The 18954-nt window shown below is 39.1% G+C and carries 20 protein-coding genes; 10 read left to right on the top strand and 10 right to left on the bottom strand.

Annotation, left to right across the window (positions count from 1 at the left end):
• Positions 1–37 precede the first annotated feature (37 nt).
• Positions 38–367, bottom strand: a complete 330-nt coding sequence (locus tag AC0L7Q_RS17680) for a hypothetical protein (RefSeq protein ID WP_409426044.1) — start codon at positions 365–367, stop codon at positions 38–40.
• A gap of 176 nt (positions 368–543) precedes the next feature.
• On the opposite strand from AC0L7Q_RS17680, the gene arfB reads away from it, so the two are divergent.
• On the top strand, positions 544–957 hold the full coding sequence (gene arfB, locus AC0L7Q_RS17675) for an alternative ribosome rescue aminoacyl-tRNA hydrolase ArfB (RefSeq protein WP_033103213.1): 414 nt from the start codon (positions 544–546) through the stop codon (positions 955–957).
• A gap of 57 nt (positions 958–1014) precedes the next feature.
• Here arfB and AC0L7Q_RS17670 read toward each other — a convergent pair whose 3' ends face one another.
• The 4 genes from AC0L7Q_RS17670 to AC0L7Q_RS17655 all read right to left on the bottom strand — a co-directional run bounded on the left by AC0L7Q_RS17670 (position 1015) and on the right by AC0L7Q_RS17655 (position 4423).
• Positions 1015–2064 carry a DUF2955 domain-containing protein gene (locus tag AC0L7Q_RS17670; RefSeq protein WP_413403412.1) on the bottom strand — a complete coding sequence of 350 codons (1050 nt, stop codon included), beginning with the start codon at positions 2062–2064 and terminating at the stop codon, positions 1015–1017.
• Positions 2065–2075: 11 nt separating this feature from the next.
• Positions 2076–3140 carry an HlyD family secretion protein gene (locus AC0L7Q_RS17665; RefSeq protein ID WP_413403410.1) on the bottom strand — a complete coding sequence of 355 codons (1065 nt, stop codon included), beginning with the start codon at positions 3138–3140 and terminating at the stop codon, positions 2076–2078.
• A 2-nt stretch (positions 3141–3142) separates the two neighbouring features.
• Positions 3143–3619 carry a MarR family winged helix-turn-helix transcriptional regulator gene (locus AC0L7Q_RS17660; RefSeq protein ID WP_409426041.1) on the bottom strand — a complete coding sequence of 159 codons (477 nt, stop codon included), beginning with the start codon at positions 3617–3619 and terminating at the stop codon, positions 3143–3145.
• Between the two features lie 90 nt (positions 3620–3709).
• The gene (locus AC0L7Q_RS17655) at positions 3710–4423 is read right to left on the bottom strand and encodes a type 1 glutamine amidotransferase (RefSeq protein ID WP_409426040.1); all 714 of its coding nucleotides are present in this window, start codon (positions 4421–4423) and stop codon (positions 3710–3712) included.
• A 99-nt stretch (positions 4424–4522) separates the two neighbouring features.
• Here AC0L7Q_RS17655 and AC0L7Q_RS17650 point away from each other — a divergent pair, with 99 nt between their 5' ends.
• Positions 4523–5293, top strand: a complete 771-nt coding sequence (locus AC0L7Q_RS17650) for an AraC family transcriptional regulator (protein WP_409426039.1) — start codon at positions 4523–4525, stop codon at positions 5291–5293.
• Between the two features lie 19 nt (positions 5294–5312).
• Here AC0L7Q_RS17650 and AC0L7Q_RS17645 read toward each other — a convergent pair whose 3' ends face one another.
• Both AC0L7Q_RS17645 and AC0L7Q_RS17640 read right to left on the bottom strand, forming a co-directional pair.
• Positions 5313–6209: a spermidine synthase gene (locus AC0L7Q_RS17645; RefSeq protein WP_413403407.1), complete on the bottom strand. Its 897-nt coding sequence runs from the start codon at positions 6207–6209 to the stop codon at positions 5313–5315.
• Positions 6196–6822: a fused MFS/spermidine synthase gene (locus tag AC0L7Q_RS17640; RefSeq protein WP_413403405.1), complete on the bottom strand. Its 627-nt coding sequence runs from the start codon at positions 6820–6822 to the stop codon at positions 6196–6198. The genes AC0L7Q_RS17645 and AC0L7Q_RS17640 overlap by 14 nt, the downstream gene beginning before the upstream one ends.
• Positions 6823–6984: 162 nt before the next feature.
• On the opposite strand from AC0L7Q_RS17640, the gene AC0L7Q_RS17635 reads away from it, so the two are divergent.
• Positions 6985–9060, top strand: a complete 2076-nt coding sequence (locus AC0L7Q_RS17635; protein ID WP_413403403.1) for a TonB-dependent siderophore receptor — start codon at positions 6985–6987, stop codon at positions 9058–9060.
• Positions 9061–9152: 92 nt separating this feature from the next.
• On the opposite strand, the gene AC0L7Q_RS17630 is transcribed toward AC0L7Q_RS17635, so the two are convergent.
• The gene (locus AC0L7Q_RS17630; protein WP_473697732.1) at positions 9153–10028 is read right to left on the bottom strand and encodes a LysR substrate-binding domain-containing protein; all 876 of its coding nucleotides are present in this window, start codon (positions 10026–10028) and stop codon (positions 9153–9155) included.
• Between the two features lie 107 nt (positions 10029–10135).
• Between AC0L7Q_RS17630 and AC0L7Q_RS17625 the strand changes: the two genes are divergently transcribed.
• The gene (locus AC0L7Q_RS17625) at positions 10136–10828 is read left to right on the top strand and encodes a hypothetical protein (protein WP_413403399.1); all 693 of its coding nucleotides are present in this window, start codon (positions 10136–10138) and stop codon (positions 10826–10828) included.
• Between the two features lie 52 nt (positions 10829–10880).
• Here the strand turns inward: AC0L7Q_RS17625 and AC0L7Q_RS17620 are convergent, their stop codons facing one another.
• Complete coding sequence (locus tag AC0L7Q_RS17620) at positions 10881–11213, bottom strand: gamma-glutamylcyclotransferase family protein (RefSeq protein WP_409426033.1); 333 nt, start codon at positions 11211–11213, stop codon at positions 10881–10883.
• Between the two features lie 209 nt (positions 11214–11422).
• On the opposite strand from AC0L7Q_RS17620, the gene AC0L7Q_RS17615 reads away from it, so the two are divergent.
• Positions 11423–12397 (top strand): transposase, encoded by a 975-nt coding sequence (locus AC0L7Q_RS17615; protein ID WP_409426129.1) that lies wholly within the window; start codon positions 11423–11425, stop codon positions 12395–12397.
• 670 nt (positions 12398–13067) lie between these two features.
• Here AC0L7Q_RS17615 and AC0L7Q_RS17610 read toward each other — a convergent pair.
• On the bottom strand, positions 13068–15149 hold the full coding sequence (locus AC0L7Q_RS17610) for a TonB-dependent hemoglobin/transferrin/lactoferrin family receptor (RefSeq protein WP_409426032.1): 2082 nt from the start codon (positions 15147–15149) through the stop codon (positions 13068–13070).
• A gap of 100 nt (positions 15150–15249) precedes the next feature.
• Here AC0L7Q_RS17610 and AC0L7Q_RS17605 point away from each other — a divergent pair, with 100 nt between their 5' ends.
• From AC0L7Q_RS17605 to AC0L7Q_RS17585, 5 genes are read left to right on the top strand one after another with little or no spacing between them, the layout of a single operon-like run.
• Positions 15250–16095 carry a heme/hemin ABC transporter substrate-binding protein gene (locus tag AC0L7Q_RS17605; RefSeq protein WP_409426031.1) on the top strand — a complete coding sequence of 282 codons (846 nt, stop codon included), beginning with the start codon at positions 15250–15252 and terminating at the stop codon, positions 16093–16095.
• Complete coding sequence (locus AC0L7Q_RS17600; RefSeq protein ID WP_024602445.1) at positions 16092–17144, top strand: FecCD family ABC transporter permease; 1053 nt, start codon at positions 16092–16094, stop codon at positions 17142–17144. The genes AC0L7Q_RS17605 and AC0L7Q_RS17600 overlap by 4 nt, the downstream gene beginning before the upstream one ends.
• Complete coding sequence (locus tag AC0L7Q_RS17595) at positions 17141–17929, top strand: heme ABC transporter ATP-binding protein (protein WP_409426030.1); 789 nt, start codon at positions 17141–17143, stop codon at positions 17927–17929. The genes AC0L7Q_RS17600 and AC0L7Q_RS17595 overlap by 4 nt, the downstream gene beginning before the upstream one ends.
• Positions 17926–18669, top strand: a complete 744-nt coding sequence (locus AC0L7Q_RS17590) for a HugZ family pyridoxamine 5'-phosphate oxidase (RefSeq protein WP_409426029.1) — start codon at positions 17926–17928, stop codon at positions 18667–18669. The genes AC0L7Q_RS17595 and AC0L7Q_RS17590 overlap by 4 nt, the downstream gene beginning before the upstream one ends.
• Complete coding sequence (locus AC0L7Q_RS17585) at positions 18666–18869, top strand: cupredoxin domain-containing protein (protein WP_413403394.1); 204 nt, start codon at positions 18666–18668, stop codon at positions 18867–18869. The genes AC0L7Q_RS17590 and AC0L7Q_RS17585 overlap by 4 nt, the downstream gene beginning before the upstream one ends.
• Positions 18870–18954 lie beyond the last annotated feature (85 nt).

Raw genomic sequence — 18954 nt, 5'->3', positions numbered from 1 at the left:
ACCACCGTGATAAAAAAACCTTGGCACAGCATTTTTACTATAAATCAGTAGTAAAGTACTGCACCTGTGTTTTGCCATCACTGTTTAAATGCGACTCACATTTTATTTCACAACGCGCTCCCGCGGATTCGGCAACCCAAATTGATTGCGCGCTCTTTTTGATATAACACGCAGAATACAGTGCATCTTCTTTTTGCGCAGCAACAACTAAGCAACGCTGAAAATTACCCAAAGGTAACACTTTGATTGGATAAACTTGTTCTTGTGCAATTACACCAGCGCTAAACGTTTGAGATGATTTAGCATAAACAGCATACGAAATAGCGAATATACATACTAAAAGCATTAAAATAGATATTTGTTTCATATAATTAAAGCGAATTAAAAAACAATGTATTAAGTGTAGGATAAATTAATTTTTATGTATTTATTTAATAATTATTAGATTGAGAAATAGCAATGGTCGTCTATCTAATTAGTTGATTCACCACAAGTCAATGTACTGATGTTATAATACATTTTTTGCAAAAAGAGCGGGGCACTATGTTAACTATTTCGAACAGCGTAACCATTGATGAATGGGAAGTAGAGCTAAGCGCTATTCGTTCGCAAGGCGCAGGCGGGCAAAATGTTAATAAAGTAGCCAGTGCTATACATTTACGCTTTGATATTAATCGCTCTAAATTACCTGACTTTTATAAAGAACGATTACTTGCTTTAAAAGATTCAAGGATCACCAAAGAAGGGGTATTGGTTATTAAAGCGCAAAGCCATCGCACCCAAGAGCTCAACAGGGAAGATGCGCTAAAACGGCTAAAAGATTTAATTTTAAGCGCGACTAAAGTTAATAAAGCACGCCGTGCCACCAAACCTAGCCGTAACTCACAGCGTAAACGCATGGACAAAAAAACCAAACACGGCCAAACCAAAGCTCTCCGCGGTAATATTAAGCTATAACTTAAGCAACCTGACTCTGGTTAAGTATATAAAAAGGCTGCGGATGCAGCCTTTAATTTAATCATAAGTATGATGGCGGGTGACGCTAAATCGGTTTAGAATTCGATGCACTACATACACAGCGCTTAAGCTTACAGTAACCGCAACAGCCACCGAGCTAAATCGATACATAGCGCTGTATATTAAATCTTGCCCAGGGCCTAACGACTGACCAAATAAAATGCCAAAAGTGGTCAATACTCCAAAGCCAACACCCGGAGGACCGCCGCCTAAAATATGAAAACGACTGAATATAAAAGACAAAATCCATAATATAGCCACCGGAAAAAACAAAAATTCGGTATGGTTATACAAAAACAACTGCGCAACTAAAGCAGCATTACAGCCTATGAGTGTACCAATAATACGTTGCCAACTTGCGGTGCCCGCAGCCTTAAAACACAACGAAAATAAAATTAAAATAGATGCCGCTTGCGCCGAAATTGAATCTTGCAAATCAAGCACCTGAAAAACCACAAACGACAAAGTAGCAACCGTGGCACATAACAGCACCTCGTGACGAATACTTTCTTTATCCTTGTGCGGTACAGCGCGCATGGGTCGCGCTGTCACATCAGGAAACAAGCCATGCATAAGTAACGCAATAATAATAGTAATAAAAATAGCCAAACCATTACTTAAAATAAGCGGATAAATACTACTAGCTTGATCAACATGACTAGCAAAATGTAACTGAATCGATAAACTCACCGCCCCCAAAGCACCAAATAAAAACGCACCACCAGAGCTCATTAAGTAAAATAACACGCAAAAACTAGCAAAAATAATGAGCGTCATTAACACTGGCAAGTGTGAAAATAAGCCCTGTAAAATAAGCACTATAAACGCACTGTAGGCAGCACTGGCAACAAATTGACGGATCACGCCTTTGTTAATACTTGGCACTAAACCGAGTAATAACATAGGGTAAACTGTAAAAAATATCCCATTGGGCCAATTCATTAACTTGCACAAAGTAAAACCAATGGTGCAGCCACCGGCAATACGTAGCGCTTGGCGTAAGCCATTTGAATCGAGTTGTGGCGCTTGGCTAACATGTTGTGTCATTACTCGCCCCACTAATAAATGTAATGTAACCAACTAATAAAGCGGATCTGTACTGAACCCAACAATTGACCTACAGCCGATTGCGGAAGTAACTGCACAGTGGCACGCGCACCACTGGGCATATTATTTATAAGCTGAGTGTTATTTGGCAGCACTAAGTGAATACGTTGACGCTGGGCATCGCGAACCCAGCGGTTGCTGGTTTCGGTGGTGCTAAGTAATCCATTCGCACTAAGTTGTCCGTCACTGACACCCGCTTCAAAGATTTCAATTTTTGCGTCAAATACTTCACCAGGTCGGCTATCAAATACCACTTTTGCTAAACTGCCTGGCTGCATATTTAATAGTGACTTTTCACGGAAATCGGCTACCAAATCTGCTTTTTTTGCTACAACCGCGAGTAATGGCTTACCCGCAACCGCATAGGAGCCCTCAAGTAATTGTAAATTAGCTACAACGCCATCACTTAAAGCACGCACTTGGGTATAAGATAAATTAAGCTCAGCTTGTGCTAACTGATTGGCCGCATGACGCAGTGCTAGGTTATCTTGTCCTGAATCGCCACGCGCTAAAACAGCTTCTGCCAACTGTGCTTCAAAGGCAGCTAAATTAGATTGGCTTGCGGCAAAATTAGCCCGAATGCTTTCAAGCTCTTGCTCCGAAATAGAGTTTTGTTTGTAGAGTGTTTCGCCACGTTTTTTTAATAGCTGCTGCTCATGCAATTTTGCGTTAGCTGCACTTATTTGTGCCTCCAGCGCTTTTACATTGGTATCAAGGCGTTTATTTTGCAGTTTGGCATCGTCAAGCGCGAGCTGTGCTTGCTCAAGTGCCAGTTGGTAAGTGTTTTTGTCTATTTCAAATAATACATCACCCGCTTTAACCGTTTGATTGTTGCTGACCAATACATCGGTAACACGGCCGTTTATTTGCGGCGATATTTGCACAACCGGATGGTAAACCCGTGCTTGTGGCGTAACCGGCAGCCATACATCAGCAACAATATAATAGAAAAATACAACAATAAAACCAACGAGCGATACTTTAACGTAGCGGGCAAATTTTTGATCGGGTGTCATACTTATTTATCTCCAGATAAGCTTGCAATACAACGCCGCGCGTTTTCTTCCATTTGCAATAAACTATGCGCCATACCATCAAGCTGCTCCGTGCTTAAACCGGCATATAAACGCTGTTTAATATCGCTTGTGAGCTCTTTTAAGTGTTCTAATAACTTTATACCCTCATCGGTAAAGTACAATTTTTTACTGCGTTTATCGTGCTCATCAACTTGTCGAATAACCAGATTTTGCTGCTCTAATTGCTTAATGGTGCGCGTTAATGAGGGCATTTCAATACCTAAGCTAGTCGCCAGCGCTTGCTGTGTAGCCCCTAAAGGTAAATGATGTAAGTGGATCATTGCCGTCCAACGCGACTGAGTTAAACCTAGCGGCTCAACCGCTAATGTTACCGCTTCTCGACATAAGCGGTGCACTCGACCCATATTGCCGCATAAAGTTAAATCGAGTGTTTCATGAAAAGGAATACTGCTACTCATAGGAACTCTTACTTGTGAATATCAGCAAATTTTAGCATTAGTTAGCAGGCTAAGTAAATAATCGGTATTTTAGCTTCACGTCAATAAGTTTTATTTAGACAAATAATGCGCAGCAAGCTTGTCTAAGAAGGTATAAAGTTTAGCGTTCATTTCGCTATAGTCATGGCTTAAAAGCTTCTCGGGTTGTTCAACAAAGCGATGGTTTTGGGCATTGCTTAAATCATCGTTGGCAATGAGGAGGGTAACCACCTCGGTAGTCAATTCCATGTGGCATTGAAAACCAAATACTAAATCGCTATAAGCGACTATTTGCCTTGGACAACCTTCGCTATAAGCAATAATACTGCCTGTAGCAGTTAGCCCTGGCATGTCGTTATGCCAATGCCCTACATTAAGCTCACTACCAAAATGACTAAATAAAGGATGATTCAAGCCTGTATCGGTGAGGGTAATCGCAAACTTACCAATTTCTTTTTCTGGACTAGGTTGATAGGCCGCGCCTAACGCTTCACCAATTAATTGTGACCCCAAACAAATACCTAACACCACTTTGCTTGCCGTGATCGCACTGGTAATAAAGGCTTGTTCTTTTTTGCTATCAAAATAAGGGCATTCTGCAAGCGTTGTAGCGGGTGATTGTGGCCCACCCATTACGATTAAAAAGTCTATATTATCTGCATGTTGCGGTAGGTGTTCAGCTAAATAAATACGGGTATAAGACAACGTATGACCATTCATTTTAGCCCAGGTTTCATAAGCGCCTGGCGCTTCAAAATATTCGTGAATAATAAAGTGAATGTGCATCTCTCAACTCTTGTTAACTATCATTTGCCACTATTTTATATCAAAATAAGCTGGCTTATTTTATATTACTAGCCATAAAACATTGATAACTCGCCAACTATGAATGCAAATGAGCTAATAGAAAAACATGCCACTAATCAATTTATCACTAAAGAAATTGATATGTCGTCTAGCTATGTCGATGACTATCATTCCCATTCATGGCATCAAATAATCTTTCCATATAGCGGCTTATTGCAATCGAGTATTGGGAACAAACGAATTGTAATTCCTCACAACGCATTACTTTATATACCTGCAAATACTATTCACAAATCTATAGCAGTGACAGATACGAAGTTTTTAGCTGTTTACCTTAATCCAAATAACACTATTGAATATAGTAATGAACTCAAGTCATGTTTACTTACTCCATTTGTGAAAGAGTTAATCTTACTATTATTCAATAACACTGAAATTGAGCAACCAGCAGAAGAATTAACAAACTTGCTTACTGTTTTTAGGGATCAAATAGCCATGGCTAATAGTTACGAAATCCCTTTACTAATTCCCAAAGACAGACGACTTATGTCAATATTCAGTCAGCTACATAAACAGCCAAGTTTAAAATTAACAGCACAGGATTGGTCAGTTAAAGTAGGTGCATCCCAAAGAACACTCTCAAGAATTTGCGCTAAAGAATTTAACCAGTCATTTTCCCTATGGCGACAAAATATAAAACTAGTTTTATCGTTACAGTTACTTGCTAGCAATAAATCAATTCAAGAAATAGCCCTAGATTTGGGCTATGCATCAGACTCTGCATACATACATGCTTTCAAAAACCTATTTGCCGAAACTCCAAATAAATATCGTAAAAATAGTTTATAACTCTTTGAAGTGAATACCATCAAAAGTTAAGTAAATTAGCTGGAGAGTATTGATCGGTTAGCACCTTAGTATCACTTGGCCAATCTTTACCATCTTTAGTGAAAAACATACGCTGGCTAATTGCCTTTATATCTACGTCATAAGGGGCAAGTAACGGAGCTAGCTGCGTCACCCGCTGCGCTATTTGTTGCTCTGTAGGGATATTGCTATAACCAGCTAAAATAATACGATTACTATTATTATTGGCTGTTACATTAATAAAATCGCCAAATACCGCATGATAAGTTGCCGATTCATGTTCATAGAGTTTGCTTGATGAAAACGTGTTAGCAGCAACAATTCCGCCTTCGGCTAATACGCTTTTTATTTCTTCAAAAAACTCTTTAGTGAGTAAGTGCTCAGGAATGTAATCGCCATTAAATGCATCTAAAATAATCCAATCAAATTGCTGTTTTTTAAGCGCCGCACGTTTAATAAAAATACGCCCATCTTGTACTTTAGCAGCTACCTTATCGGTTTCTATAAAGTTAAAATAATCGCGCGCCACTTTAATTACCGAAGGATCTATTTCAATATTTTCTATGTGTGCCTTTGGGTATAGCTCATGAATCATATTAGAAAGCGTACCGCCACCTAAACCAATAATGAGCACATTTTTAGGGTTATCAATCAGTAATAAACTAGAAAAAGCCAGCTTAGTATAATTAAATACCAGTTTTTTAGGGTCGCTAATGTACATGCAACTTTGGCTGCTTTGTCGGGTTTTTTCATCAAACTTTAAACAGCGTAAATCGCCAGTTTCTTCGACGAGTAAATTTCGATATAAAGAGCGCTCTTTATGCACAACATTACTCAAACTATAAGCTGAAAATAGCAGCGCCATTATACTAATAAACAATAATTTAAGCTTGCGCATAAACGGCCTCTCGTACTTTAAGTTTATCAAAGCTAATAGCAATTAGCCCAAGCATGCCCAACACACCAGCAAAACCTAAAATAATAGTATTAACATCAAACGCCAGTACCATATAAAAAGAGGTAATAATGGTGCCCAGCGCACTGCCTAAGGTACTTACAAAGTAAAGGCCACCTGCTACTTGGCCGCTGCGCTCACTGTTTGTAACCAGCAAACGTACGGAGTAGGGCGAAATCATGCCTAAAATAATGGTAGGTATAAAAAATAACGCGGTTGAGGCAAGTAACGAGCCATAGCGGCTGTCTTCAATATGCGAAAAAATAAATGCCATAATTGGCTCAGCAAACAATGCAATAGGCACCACCATAATACTGGCGACTAAAAAAATTAACCCATATTTAGTCAGCGAAGGGTGACGAATAGACAGCTTACCCCCCAGTAAATAACCAAATGATAAGCTAAGCATAAATACAGTAATAATACTGCCCCAAATATGCACGCTACTGCCAAAGTAAGGCGCTAAAATACGCCCACCTAACAGCTCTATTCCCATAATACTAAAGCCACTGCTAAAGGCTAAAAAGTAAATTAATGCATTTGTTTTTGTTAACATTATATTATTCTTATTGTGTTATTTTCATCCATCTTAACGTGATAGCTTTATAGCCGCTAGTATAAAAATTAGACGCACACATAGAGCGCAAAAAAACATTTTGTTATAAAGTAACACATGTTATAGTTTTGGTTATAATATAACGTTACCAGAAAGCATTTTATGAAGTACTCATTAATTTACTTAGCCTGCTTAAGTGCAAGCGCACAAAGCATTGCCCAAAACCAACCAATAGAGAAAATTGCGGTTACATATAAACAAGCTTACCGAGGCGATATTCCTCAAAAACAAATGCCACAATCAATCGAAACCCTCTATAAAGCGGTACTTGATCAAAAAGGAATAACTCAATTACAAGATGCGCTGGATTTTTCTGCCAGTATTTCACGTAAAAATAACAGTGGCGCATTATGGGATAGCTTTTCGATTCGTGGATTATCGGGTAACGAAAACATGCCATCGGGTTACTTAATTAATGGTTTTAGCGGTGGACGCGGATTCAGCGGCCCTCGTGATGTATCAAACATTGAGTACATTGAAGTATTAAAAGGCCCAGGCTCTGCACTATACGGGCGCTCAGAGCCCGGCGGTACAGTAAATATCGTAACCAAAAAACCTCAATTTGAGCAACAGGGTGAGCTAAAGCTTAGCTTAGGTAGTGATAACTTTAATCGCGTTGAAGGTGACTATACAAACGGCATTAGCGATAACACAGCATTTAGAATAAATGGCGCATGGCAAGATAGCGACAGCTACCGCGATGAGGTGTACACCCATAAAAAGGTGATTACGCCATCTATTTATCATCAAATAAACGCTTCAACCAGCATCACTTATGAATTTGAATACGTTGATTTAGCCCAGCTATTTGACCGTGGGGTTGTTGTACTTAATGATAGTTTTAATACTGTTCCTAGCTCGCGCTATTTAGGCAATCCTAACGATGGTGACACGCAAGTATATTCTCGTGGTCACCAAGTGACTTTAAATCACGATATAAATAATGAATGGTCACTCGTTGTAGGCGCAAACTACCGTAGCTCTACATTAACTGGGTTTTCGTCTGATGCTGAACTTGCACCCTCACGCCAATCATTATTCGATGATGGCCGCACACTTACCCGCCAACAGCGCTACCGCGATTACGCAGTTGATGATACTAGCCTTAAATTTGAGCTAAGTGGGCATTTTGATACCGCAGGAATTACCCATCACTTATTAATTGGAGCCGACGCATACAAATACGACTTACGCACTGGACTTTATCGTTATCGTGGCGGTAACGGCACCTACACAGTTGATATTTATCAGCCTAATTATAACGTTGCGCGTCCTGAAGTAGGTTTACTCTACGAAAACAACGAACAGCAAGATGCTTATGGTATATACGTTCAAGATCAAATGGATCTGACTGATAAATTTAAGCTGTTAGTTGGCCTTAGATTCGATAGCGTAGATCAAGACATTTTAGAAACCAAAAGTGGTGTGCTTTCAAGCAGTTCACAAAGCCAGGTAAGTCCGCGAGTAGGCTTAGTATATGAACTAAACAACGCTGTAACCTTATACAGCAGTTACTCAGAAGGCTTTTTACCATTAAGTGGCACAGATGCAAATGGCGACCCATTTGGCTTTGAATACAGTGACTCATTTGAAGTAGGTGCTAAATTTAGCTACCAAGGCATAGCGGGTACCCTAGCATTATTTGATGCCACTAAAAGTAATATGTTAGTAGCCGACCCTGTAAACGTTGGTTTTTCAGCGCCTATTGGTAAAGCAAACAGTAAAGGTATTGAACTCGATTTAAGTACTTATATTACTGATGATACAAAGTTTAATTTATCTTACGCTTATATAGATGCCAGTACGGCAAACGACATAATAAATGCTGATTGGGGCGTGCCAATCAAAAAAGGCAGCCCATTAGTAAATGTGCCTAAAAATAACTTAAATCTAACGCTTAGCCATCAAACGGCCGTTCTTAGCAAAGAGCTAGAACTAGGTGCCAGTTATCAGTACACCAGTGAGCGATTAGGCGATGCCGCCGATTTAACATTTAACTTACCAAGCTATCAACTAGTTGGTATTTTTGGGCAGGTAAACTTAACCGAGCGCACCAAGTTAAATATTAGCGTTAACAATATTTTTGATGAAGATTACGCACAAAGTAGCTACAACGCATTATGGGTTTACCCCGGTGCGCCTACTCAATTTAAGATGTCATTAGCGTATCAATTCTAACAATTTCATAGTCCCGATTAGCTATTTTAACCCGACTTTGTTATTTAGCTTTTCATCCAAAGCGTCTTAATGTAGTGGTTAAGGCGCTTTTTTTATAAAGCGTGCATAAGTTTGTTAAGCCACCCATCAGCCTTTGATGGTTTGTATATAATGACAATGTCCTCATTGTAGTCATTGTTAACCCCCTTTACAGTTAATTTTGTAAGCCCTAAATCGTCAATTACAAAGTTAGGTAAATACGCCAAACCCAAACCACTTTGAACCACCTCTATTAACGCACTGTAGTCGCTACATCTAAATACAATATTGCGCGGAGCAATTTCATCTTGCCAGCCGTCGGAGCCTATACCTTGCTCTAAGCCGCACAGCGGTGAAAACAAAGGGCATGCAAAAGCCGCGTGCAGTAATTGGTTTTTATTAAGCGTTAATACACCTTTTTGTACTAGCTGATGCGCAGGGGCTGCAGCCACACTAAACCCAGTATTAAATACATTAACCGCCACTAAATTAGTATATGAGCTATTATTTAATGCCTCGCGAGTAACTAGCGCAATATGCGCCGAGCCCGACGCCACTTGGCTTATCGCTTCACCTTCAAACACATTATTAATACGCACCGAGCAGGGCAGAAGGCTAAGAGGTGTAAGCAGCTTTTTAAGGCCGCTTTTCAGTAAAATTGCAGGGCCAGCAATAACCGCATTAAATTTATGATTATCGCTTTTAAAACGGCTAGTAAGCTGCTGGTAATTATGAACTAGATCACTACTGTGCTTTACAAACTCTCTGCCTTTATCATTAAGCACTAAGGTTTTACCTACACGGTTAAACAGCTCCGTGGCTAAGTTTGCCTCAACCTTTTTTAGCGTTTTAGACAGCGCCCCTGGGGTAATATTAAAATATTTAGCGGTTGTATGCAGATTTTGTGAACTTGCCATATGTATTACTTTTTCAATGTCATTAAAATGCATAGCGCCAAACCGTGTTGATTAAAAGGAAACAACTAACAACTTATTATCGATTATTTATACATAAAAAACAGCATATAGTAGCGCTATATTTATTTTTGAGCATTACCATGAAACACATACTGCTATTTTTTATTTTATTGTCGAGCGCAGCGCTTGCAAATACACCTCAACACAATTCACACAACACACATAAAGCACATAGCTATCTGGGATTTCATGGTATGGCGCTTATATTGGCAGGCAATAAAGTACTTGCCAGCCACATGCCTTTATACGCCCCCCCACACGACTACCAAATAGTATATGAAGTAACGACAAGTGAAACCCACCTAAATATAATCAAAGGAGTTTTAAAAAGAGCAGCAACCGAGCAAAATCAGATCACCATTTTACCAACCAAATTTGACCTAAATTTATTAATAAATAAAAAGACACCCACCTTAAATGTAACTGTATTTAACGGCCATTTTGAGCGCGGAGGCAAATCACTTTTTACAACCAAACTAACTTTTAAAAACCCACTATACGTTGAAAAAATAACGACCAATAAAGCACACATAAATGCGTTTGAGTTAATAAAGCTAACAGCGCAGCAAGGTTTGGTAATTCATAAAATACAAAGCAAGCCAAGCTATGACTCGTTAAGCTTAGTGCCGCTTAATAAAGGTGAATATTACGGGGAGTTAAAGTGTGATGTTGCAATAAATACTTCGACAACCAAGGCGCTTAAAAACAAGCTAGAAGCATGTTTTAAAAGCGTACCAAGCTATTTAGAAATAAAAGACTTTGCAGTTAATTAACTTATAAATAGCCAGCGCTTTTTAGCTTTAAAAGCACTGGTTTTATAAAGTATTACTTTGCATTAAGTGTGTACAAATTTGCCTGAACATACTCACCATTGTGTAACTTAACTTGCGTTAATATACGAGAGTAAGCTTCGCCTTCAAACTCATCGAGCTCTGCCCAATGATTTTCTAGGCTAGTAGAGCTAAATACATAGCCTTTTATCTCTTGGCCTGACTCATCTAATACCAGTGCAGGAAAGCCCATTTTGGCACCCCAGCCTTCATTAATTAAATTACCTACTACACTGCCTTCTTCAAAAGTGCCGCCAATATTGGCAAGAATATGTTCATTTGGGCGGCCAGGGCACAAAGTACCATATACAAATAATGCTTCTAACACGTAGGCTCCAAAATTAAGATTAATTACTACTTTTTATATGCTTAAAGATTAAGTAATTCCTTACAAAAATACTACTAGTAATTTATTTTTTACAGCACTATTTGAGTTAATAAAGATAACCTTATTTATAAAGACACCCACCGTAAATTTTGAACTTTCACTATTAAACAACTAAAGTTTAATTAGCTCAATAAACAAACAGGTGCTACATAGCTATTGCAAGAAAACGTCAAGTAAGTTTGGCAGATACAAAATACTATCACTGCATTTCCCGGTGTGTACGCCATGCCTATTTATGCGGCGAAGATTCCTTAACGGGTAAATCTTACGAACACAGAAGGGGCTGGGTAGAGCAACAGCTATTTAGACTAGCTAAAATATTTTGTATTGATCTATGTGCTTATGCAGTTATGAGTAATCACACGCATATTGTGCTTTATGTTAATGACAAAAAAGCAAATAGGTTAAATGACAAAGCCATAGTGTTGCGCTGGCATAAGCTATGTAAAGGTACGCCACTAACGCAAAAATTTTTACAAGGTGAAAAGCTTAGCAACACTGAACGCTACTTTTTAAGCCAAACTATTATTGAATACCGAATACGATTATCTAGCATTAGCTGGTTTATGCGCGTTTTAAACGAACACATAGCACGAAAAGCTAATAAAGAAGACAAATGTACTGGCCGGTTTTGGGAAGGACGATTTAAATCACAAGCACTTCTTGATGAAGCAGCCCTTGCAGCATGTATGGCTTACGTTGATTTAAACCCAATAAGAGCAAAAGTAGCTAAAACCCCTGAAGACTCAAATTTCACCAGTGTGCAAAAGCGTATTAAGGATGCTAAAAATGCAAAGCAACCTAAACAGCTTTTAAAATTTGCAGGTAACCCCCGTAAATTTATGCCTAGAGGTTTACCGTTCGAGCTTAAATGTTACCTTGAACTAGTCGAGCTCACAGGACGAATTATTCGCGATGACAAGCCCGGGTTTATTGAAAACACACAACTTCCTTTGTTAGAAAGAGTGAACATATCAGCAGAGAATTGGTTAAAAATCACTACTGACTTTACCCGCGTATTTCACGGCGCTGTAGGCAAGCCGCAATCACATGTAAGTTACTGCGAGCATTTAAATAAAAAGCGACGAGCAAATTATAGTAATTGTAAAAAGCTTCTAGCCTAAAACCTTCTTTATCAAATTAAAACTGCCTCGATGCAGCTTTAAGTATGCTTATAATTTAGTTAATTACATGAAAAACAGTATGCTTTTACAATAACCTCAATTATTAACTTTAAATATGCTATTACCCTATGTGTTTTTAAAATTAGGCTGCTAATTAAGCTAATTGACTAAAAATTAAAGATGGGTGTCATCTTTACTTTAACGCTGCGAGAATTTAAATAGAAAGCGACGAGCAAATTATAGTAATTGTAAAAAGCTTTTAACCTAAAATCTTCTTTATCAAATTAAAACTGCCTCGATGCAGCTTTAATTATGCTTATAATTTAGTTAATTACATGAAAAACAGTATGCTTTTACAACAACCTCAATTATTAATTTTAAATATGCTATTAGCTTAAGTGTTTTTAAAATTAGGCTGCTAATTAAATTAATTGATTAAAAGTTAAAGATGGGTGTCATCTTTATTTTTTTATAAAAGATGGGTGTCATCTTTATTTTATAAAAATACGGGGGCGTAAACCCCCTTTACACTATGGCTAAATACGCTATGTTTTGTATATTAATTTTCAAGTGCTATTTTATATCAATCAGCTTAGACATAGAAAAATTCAATCCATTAAATTATTCAGATATTTATGCCAATTGGTATATATACAACTTTTAATATTAATTAAAACTGATAGCTTATCCGAGCCGAAAAATTACGTCCTGGTTGGCTATATTGGCTAAAATCAGTGCCTTTGGATTGACCAGCAATAAGTTCAAACGGTACGTACTCTTTATCAAGTAAGTTAAGTAAACCTACATTCATTTGCCATGCTTGCCACTGATAATTAGCATATAAATCAACAACCCCATAACCGTTGCCTTGTGTTGTTTTATTACCATTAGTATCAAGTACTACATCAGACTGCGCCTTAGCTAAACGCCAAGCAGCGGTCCAATTAACATTGCCAAACTCAGTGCTGACTAAAATAGAACCATTTAACGGGCTAATACTAGTAAGTGGCTGGTCAGAGTCTTTGTTTTCTCCATCCACGTAAGCAACATTAGCTTCTAATAAAATATCGTCGGTAACATACATAGCAATACCAGCTTCTACACCGCTGATCTGGGTTTCGCTAATATTTTGATATTGGTAAAATGTTTTATTTACATTAGGAATATAAGTTGGTTCAACACCCGCAATTGCCGTTTCGATAAAGTCATCATAGGCAGCATAAAAAGTACTTAGATTTACGCTAATATCGCTACTTGCGTATCTTAATCCGATCTCAAATGAGTCACTGCTTTCAGGGTCTAAATCTGCATTTGGTAATATTTGATAAAATGGCTCAACACCATGGCTTTGATAAGCTTGGTCATGTGGTGGTATTTTAAAGCCTCGAACATATTGTCCATACCAAGATAAATTATCGTCTACCTGATAAATCACACCCAGCTTTGGTGAAAACGCAGACTCGGTAATATCGTTAAGCTCGGCGTCAGCGTATAGCGCATCTTTTTTTGCTTCAAGTGCATAATAATCGTAACGAATACCTGCAACTAACGACCAATCAGTCTCATTGAATTTAATACTGTCTTGCATATATACACCAACTAAAGAAGTATCGGCGCCAGGAAATGCTTTTTGTTTTTCATTCGTAAAATCAACAGTACCATCATTTAATACACGGGTTTTTAAACGTGGTCGAGTAGTATCATATAAATCAATATCTACTCCATAGACAAATTCATGCTCGGTATTTTCTCCTTTAACTTCCTTACTAAATACCGCTTTTAAGCCTAAAATATCTTGCTCAAACCCGTAGTCATTATAATCGGTGTAATTATTAGTTGCGCTTATTTGGTCACTTTGTTGCTCGTAACGACTATAGGATAGCTGCCCATACCATTTATCAAATATGGCTGTTGCCATATCTGAATCATAATCGAGTGCAAATGATATATTTGTATCTTCGTCCTCGGTTTCTTGAATGGATGGAGTGATTACTTGCTCTGTCGTTTGATTAAAGTAATCTAAGGTATACTTAAGGGTGCGTTTTTCATCAAGTTTTTGCTCAACTTTAAGCAGCAAAGCGTCCGAGCGGGCATCGAAACCTGGTAAATCTTCAACGTAGTTTTGTACTTCTTCACTATCGCGATGGCTATAAACAGCGCTAATAGCAAAGTCACCTAAATCTTTTGCTGCTGTAATATCAGCAGCAACCTGATTGCTTTGGCCTTGGTAGCCTAACGCTACTTTTACCAAGCTTTGTTGATCCGCTAAATAATCACTCGGGTCTTTAGTTGTTATTACTACAATTCCCCCTAGTGCATCAGAACCATATAGCGATGATGCCGCCCCTTTTGCAACTTCAACTTGCTTAACACCCGCAACATCAAAGTAGTTTCGACCCACTAAATAACCGCCGCCGCCAGCGTAGCCATCGTTTGTGCGTCTTCCATCTTTAATAAAAACAACTCTGTTGCCACCAACACCTCGTACAGTTAATGTTTGCGCGCCTGCGCCACTGCCAGTACTTGAGATACTTGGATCGTATTTAAACATAGTTTGTAAATCTACAGCGAGCTGACGCTCAATATCTTGTTCGGTAATAACCGTTACTGAGCCAGTCACATCTTCAAGCTTTTGTTCAAAACGAGAGCCACTAACCACAATATGATCGTCAATAACATTTTCGGCCAGTGCACTACCAGAGCTAATTAACAAAGAGGCTAATGCTGTAAATTTAAAAGAAAAGGGATTCATCTCCACTCCAAATGATAATAGTTATTATTTACTTTTAAATGGTACAACTAACCCAAAATAAGATCAATTGATTATGATAATCATTTTCATTTAGATTAAAGTGGTTATAATACTAAAAAATAAAATCGGAGTTTGTTATGAAGTACCTAATTTTTTTCTGGCTTTAGCCACTCAATCAGCACTCGCGAAAGAGCGTGTGATCAGTGCTGGCGGCACATTAACTGAAATAATCTACGCACTAGAAAAACAAAATAGTTTAGTCGCGGTTGACCAATCAAGTATGTATCCGCAACAAGCAACACAGTTGCCACAGGTAGGTTACTATCGAGACCTAGCCGCTGAGGGAGTGCTTTCAATGCGCCCAACTACGTTACTTGCACTTGAAGGTGCAGGAAGAGAGCAGGCGCTAAAGCAAATAGAAGCGACCGGAGTGAAGGTTATTCACTATAAAAAGCCGACATCTGTAAATGAACTGCTTGCGCTAATTAAGTATCTTGGTAGTGATTTAGATGCAAACCTAAAAGCTCAAAACCTAATTACTAAAATAAAAAAATCGTTACCTACTAAAGCAAAAACACAGACCCACAACGCTTTGTTTTTACTTTCAGCTAATGAGCGTGGGCTCGTCGCAGCAGGACAAGAAACGGTGCCCAACTTGCTGTTTAATTATGCGGGCATTACCAATATAGCTGCTACGCATACAGGCTTTAAAGCAATTAACAGTGAAGTACTGGCTGTAAGTCAGCCCGATTTTTTAGTGGCGCCAGCGCATGTTGTGCAAAGCCTTGGTGGGAAACAAGCCTTTTGTAAACAGCCTACACTTCGTTTATTAAAAGCAGCGCAAGAGTGTCAATTACTGGTCATGGACAGCTTACTTTCACTGGGCATGTCGCCGCGTATTGCAACTGCGATTCAAGCATTGCATGAGTATAAAACACGCTTATGAGCACGTTAACTTTGAATCGTTTTAACGCCATAACACTGAGTAATCCGCATAAGTGGATGCTATTAAGTTATGGCTGCATTTTTGCTTTAGCATTACTTAGCATAGGCTATGGAGCCGCAGGATGGGATTGGCGTTTAGCTATTGCATGGCTAGCTCCTGAACATTTTAGTCAATTTGATGCGCTACAAATCAATGTGGTTACACAAATACGCCTGCCTCGTTTTGTCCTTGCAGTGATGGTGGGTTTAGTACTTGCACAAACAGGGGCTGCAACCCAAGCGCTATGTCGTAACCCGCTTGCTGATCCCTCTATTATTGGTATAAGCGCAGGCGCTGCAATGGTCGCGGTTGCTTTTATTGCCCTTAGTGCACAATTTAATTTTAACGCCCAACACTACTTACCTTATGCCTCATTTTTGGGCGCTTTATCAGTAACTTCGCTGGTATATTTAGTCTCAAAACAACAAAAACAAATTAATATAAATACGCTTATATTAGTCGGTGTCGCTATTAATGCATTGGCGTTCGCTGTTATTGGGCTATTAAGTTTTTATGCCGATGACAGCGCACTTCGGTTAATTAACTATTGGACCATGGGCTCATTAGGCGGTGCGAGTTGGGATAATATAAAACAGGCGAGTCCTTTGCTTTTGCTGAGCCTTATCGGGCTATGGCGATTAAAAGAGCCAATGAATCTACTTCTTATCGGTGAATCACAAGCTCAATACTTAGGAGTCGATACCAGCAAGCTTAAATTATACGTCATTATATTAGTTGCATTGGGCGTAGGTGCAGTGGTTGCGCTAACAGGTTTAATTGGCTTTGTTGGTTTAGTTGTCCCTCACATCGCACGCCTCATGGTTGGGCCTCATTTACGAAATATGCTGCCACTTTGTATGCTTTTAGGTGTCATTGTGTTGCTACTTTCAGATTGGTTAGCACGCTTGGTGGTTATGCCCGCGGAGCTGCCGATAGGCATTATAACGGCGTTACTTGGGGCTCCACTATTTATATATTTGATCATTAAAAATAAGCGAGATTGGTCATGATCACGTTTAACAACCTCAATATAGGCTTTAACACGCATCGTGTTTTAGAAGGTATTAGCGGCAATATCCAAGCAGGACAACTTGTTGCTCTGATAGGCGAAAATGGCGCAGGTAAATCGACCTTACTGCATACTTTGGCAGGCATGCATCCCTTTGAGGGAAATATACTATTTAATACCAAACCTTTGCATTCATTTTCTAAAGAGCAATTAGCTAGCAAGCGCGCTGTAATGATGCAAAGTAATCATGTTGGCTTTGATTTTAGTGTATTTGAACTCATTGCTATGGGTCGCTATCCCTATGCAGAGTCTCTTAAAACACAAGCCAATAAAGTTCAAAAATATGCCTCACTTATGGATTTAACCCATTACCTAACACGTCGAATGAGTGCGCTTTCGGGCGGCGAACAACAGCGTGTTCATATGGCGCGCACATTAGCCCAGTTAGATGCTTTTACTGCGCAAACGAGGCCTAAATTAATGTTGCTCGATGAGCCAACATCAGCGCTAGATATGCGTCATCAACATGCTTTACTTAGCTGTGTTAGAACCTTTGTAGAGCAAGGAAACAGCGCCATTATTGCTATACACGATCTTAATTTAGCAAGCCTTTATGCAACCAACGCTATTTTATTACACAACCAAAAAGTACTGCAAAGCGGGTCTATAAATACCGTTTTAACAGCACAAAACTTACAACAAATGTACGCCATGAAATTGCACGTTAACCCTCATCCTTATAACGATGCGCCCATGGTTTTTTCTCAACGTCAGGAGTTTTCATGAGAGAGCAAGCATTAAACGACGCACGTACGCTCGTTTTTAAAACCCATGCCGGCGTAATGTCGACCATTTCAAATAATTTACGCGGCTATCCGTTTGGCTCTGTTACACCTTATATGTGTGACGAACAAGGCCGCATCTACTTTTTTATTAGTGACATAGCTCAGCACACCAAAAACCTAAAACAGGACTCACGCATGAGTCTGACTATTTTTGATGCCGCCGATTATGGCGATCAAAACGAACATGGGCGGGTAACACTCGTAGGTGATGGCTCTATTGTGGCAAAAGAGCAAAGCGAAGTACTACTTGATAAATATATAGCTTTGTATCCTGAGGCTGCAAGCTATCGCAATGCGCATGATTTTCAGCTTTGGCAATTAGATGTAGTCCGTGTACGTTATATTGGCGGTTTTGGAAAAATATTTTGGCTTGAACAAAACGAATGGCAAGCCCAGCCTAAAAAGTGGGATGAAAGCCAGCAGCAAAGCATGATCACTCATATGAATGAAGATCATCAAGATGCTATGTCGCTGATATTAATGCAGCACTACAGTGTAGCTGATAACACCCCAATAATGAGCGGCTTATTATCAACAGGCTTTTATATACAAAGCCACAAGCGTAATTACTTTATTAATTTTGCGAACGAGTGCGATAGCCCATTAGCCGTGCGAAAAGCGCTTGTAGCCCTAACAAATCAAGCACGAAACAGCTCAAACCAACTAGCAGAGACAGTATGAAAAAATTAATAGCCTTACTCAACACTACACTGCTACTGAGTGCCAATGCTGCATATGCAGACGAATGCACACTAAATATAGATGCAAACGATATGATGCAGTTTTCAACTACAACACTAAGCGCCCCTAAAAGCTGTAAAAAAGTGACCGTTAAACTTAGGGCGTGTCGAACTTTGCGGATTGAGATTTGTTCAATCTAGGGGCGATTAAATCGCGGCGCGTGATTTGTAACCTAGTGGGCTAAGTAAAAATCGAGCAAAGCTTCCGCGTCCTGCTCACGCCCCT

This window comes from Pseudoalteromonas sp. KJ63-1 (genome assembly GCF_055808145.1).
Note: the sequence above shows the minus strand (reverse complement) of the source record. Positions and strands in the feature narration are given on the sequence as shown.

Coding starts and splice junctions, on each gene's coding strand:
- AC0L7Q_RS17680 (WP_409426044.1), bottom strand. CDS start 367: ATGAAACAAATATCTATTTTAATGCTTTTAGTATGTATATTCGCTATT.
- arfB (WP_033103213.1), top strand. CDS start 544: ATGTTAACTATTTCGAACAGCGTAACCATTGATGAATGGGAAGTAGAG.
- AC0L7Q_RS17670 (WP_413403412.1), bottom strand. CDS start 2,064: ATGACACAACATGTTAGCCAAGCGCCACAACTCGATTCAAATGGCTTA.
- AC0L7Q_RS17665 (WP_413403410.1), bottom strand. CDS start 3,140: ATGACACCCGATCAAAAATTTGCCCGCTACGTTAAAGTATCGCTCGTT.
- AC0L7Q_RS17660 (WP_409426041.1), bottom strand. CDS start 3,619: ATGAGTAGCAGTATTCCTTTTCATGAAACACTCGATTTAACTTTATGC.
- AC0L7Q_RS17655 (WP_409426040.1), bottom strand. CDS start 4,423: ATGCACATTCACTTTATTATTCACGAATATTTTGAAGCGCCAGGCGCT.
- AC0L7Q_RS17650 (WP_409426039.1), top strand. CDS start 4,523: ATGAATGCAAATGAGCTAATAGAAAAACATGCCACTAATCAATTTATC.
- AC0L7Q_RS17645 (WP_413403407.1), bottom strand. CDS start 6,209: ATGCGCAAGCTTAAATTATTGTTTATTAGTATAATGGCGCTGCTATTT.
- AC0L7Q_RS17640 (WP_413403405.1), bottom strand. CDS start 6,822: ATGTTAACAAAAACAAATGCATTAATTTACTTTTTAGCCTTTAGCAGT.
- AC0L7Q_RS17635 (WP_413403403.1), top strand. CDS start 6,985: ATGAAGTACTCATTAATTTACTTAGCCTGCTTAAGTGCAAGCGCACAA.
- AC0L7Q_RS17630 (WP_473697732.1), bottom strand. CDS start 10,028: ATGCATTTTAATGACATTGAAAAAGTAATACATATGGCAAGTTCACAA.
- AC0L7Q_RS17625 (WP_413403399.1), top strand. CDS start 10,136: ATGAAACACATACTGCTATTTTTTATTTTATTGTCGAGCGCAGCGCTT.
- AC0L7Q_RS17610 (WP_409426032.1), bottom strand. CDS start 15,149: ATGAATCCCTTTTCTTTTAAATTTACAGCATTAGCCTCTTTGTTAATT.
- AC0L7Q_RS17600 (WP_024602445.1), top strand. CDS start 16,092: ATGAGCACGTTAACTTTGAATCGTTTTAACGCCATAACACTGAGTAAT.
- AC0L7Q_RS17595 (WP_409426030.1), top strand. CDS start 17,141: ATGATCACGTTTAACAACCTCAATATAGGCTTTAACACGCATCGTGTT.
- AC0L7Q_RS17590 (WP_409426029.1), top strand. CDS start 17,926: ATGAGAGAGCAAGCATTAAACGACGCACGTACGCTCGTTTTTAAAACC.
- AC0L7Q_RS17585 (WP_413403394.1), top strand. CDS start 18,666: ATGAAAAAATTAATAGCCTTACTCAACACTACACTGCTACTGAGTGCC.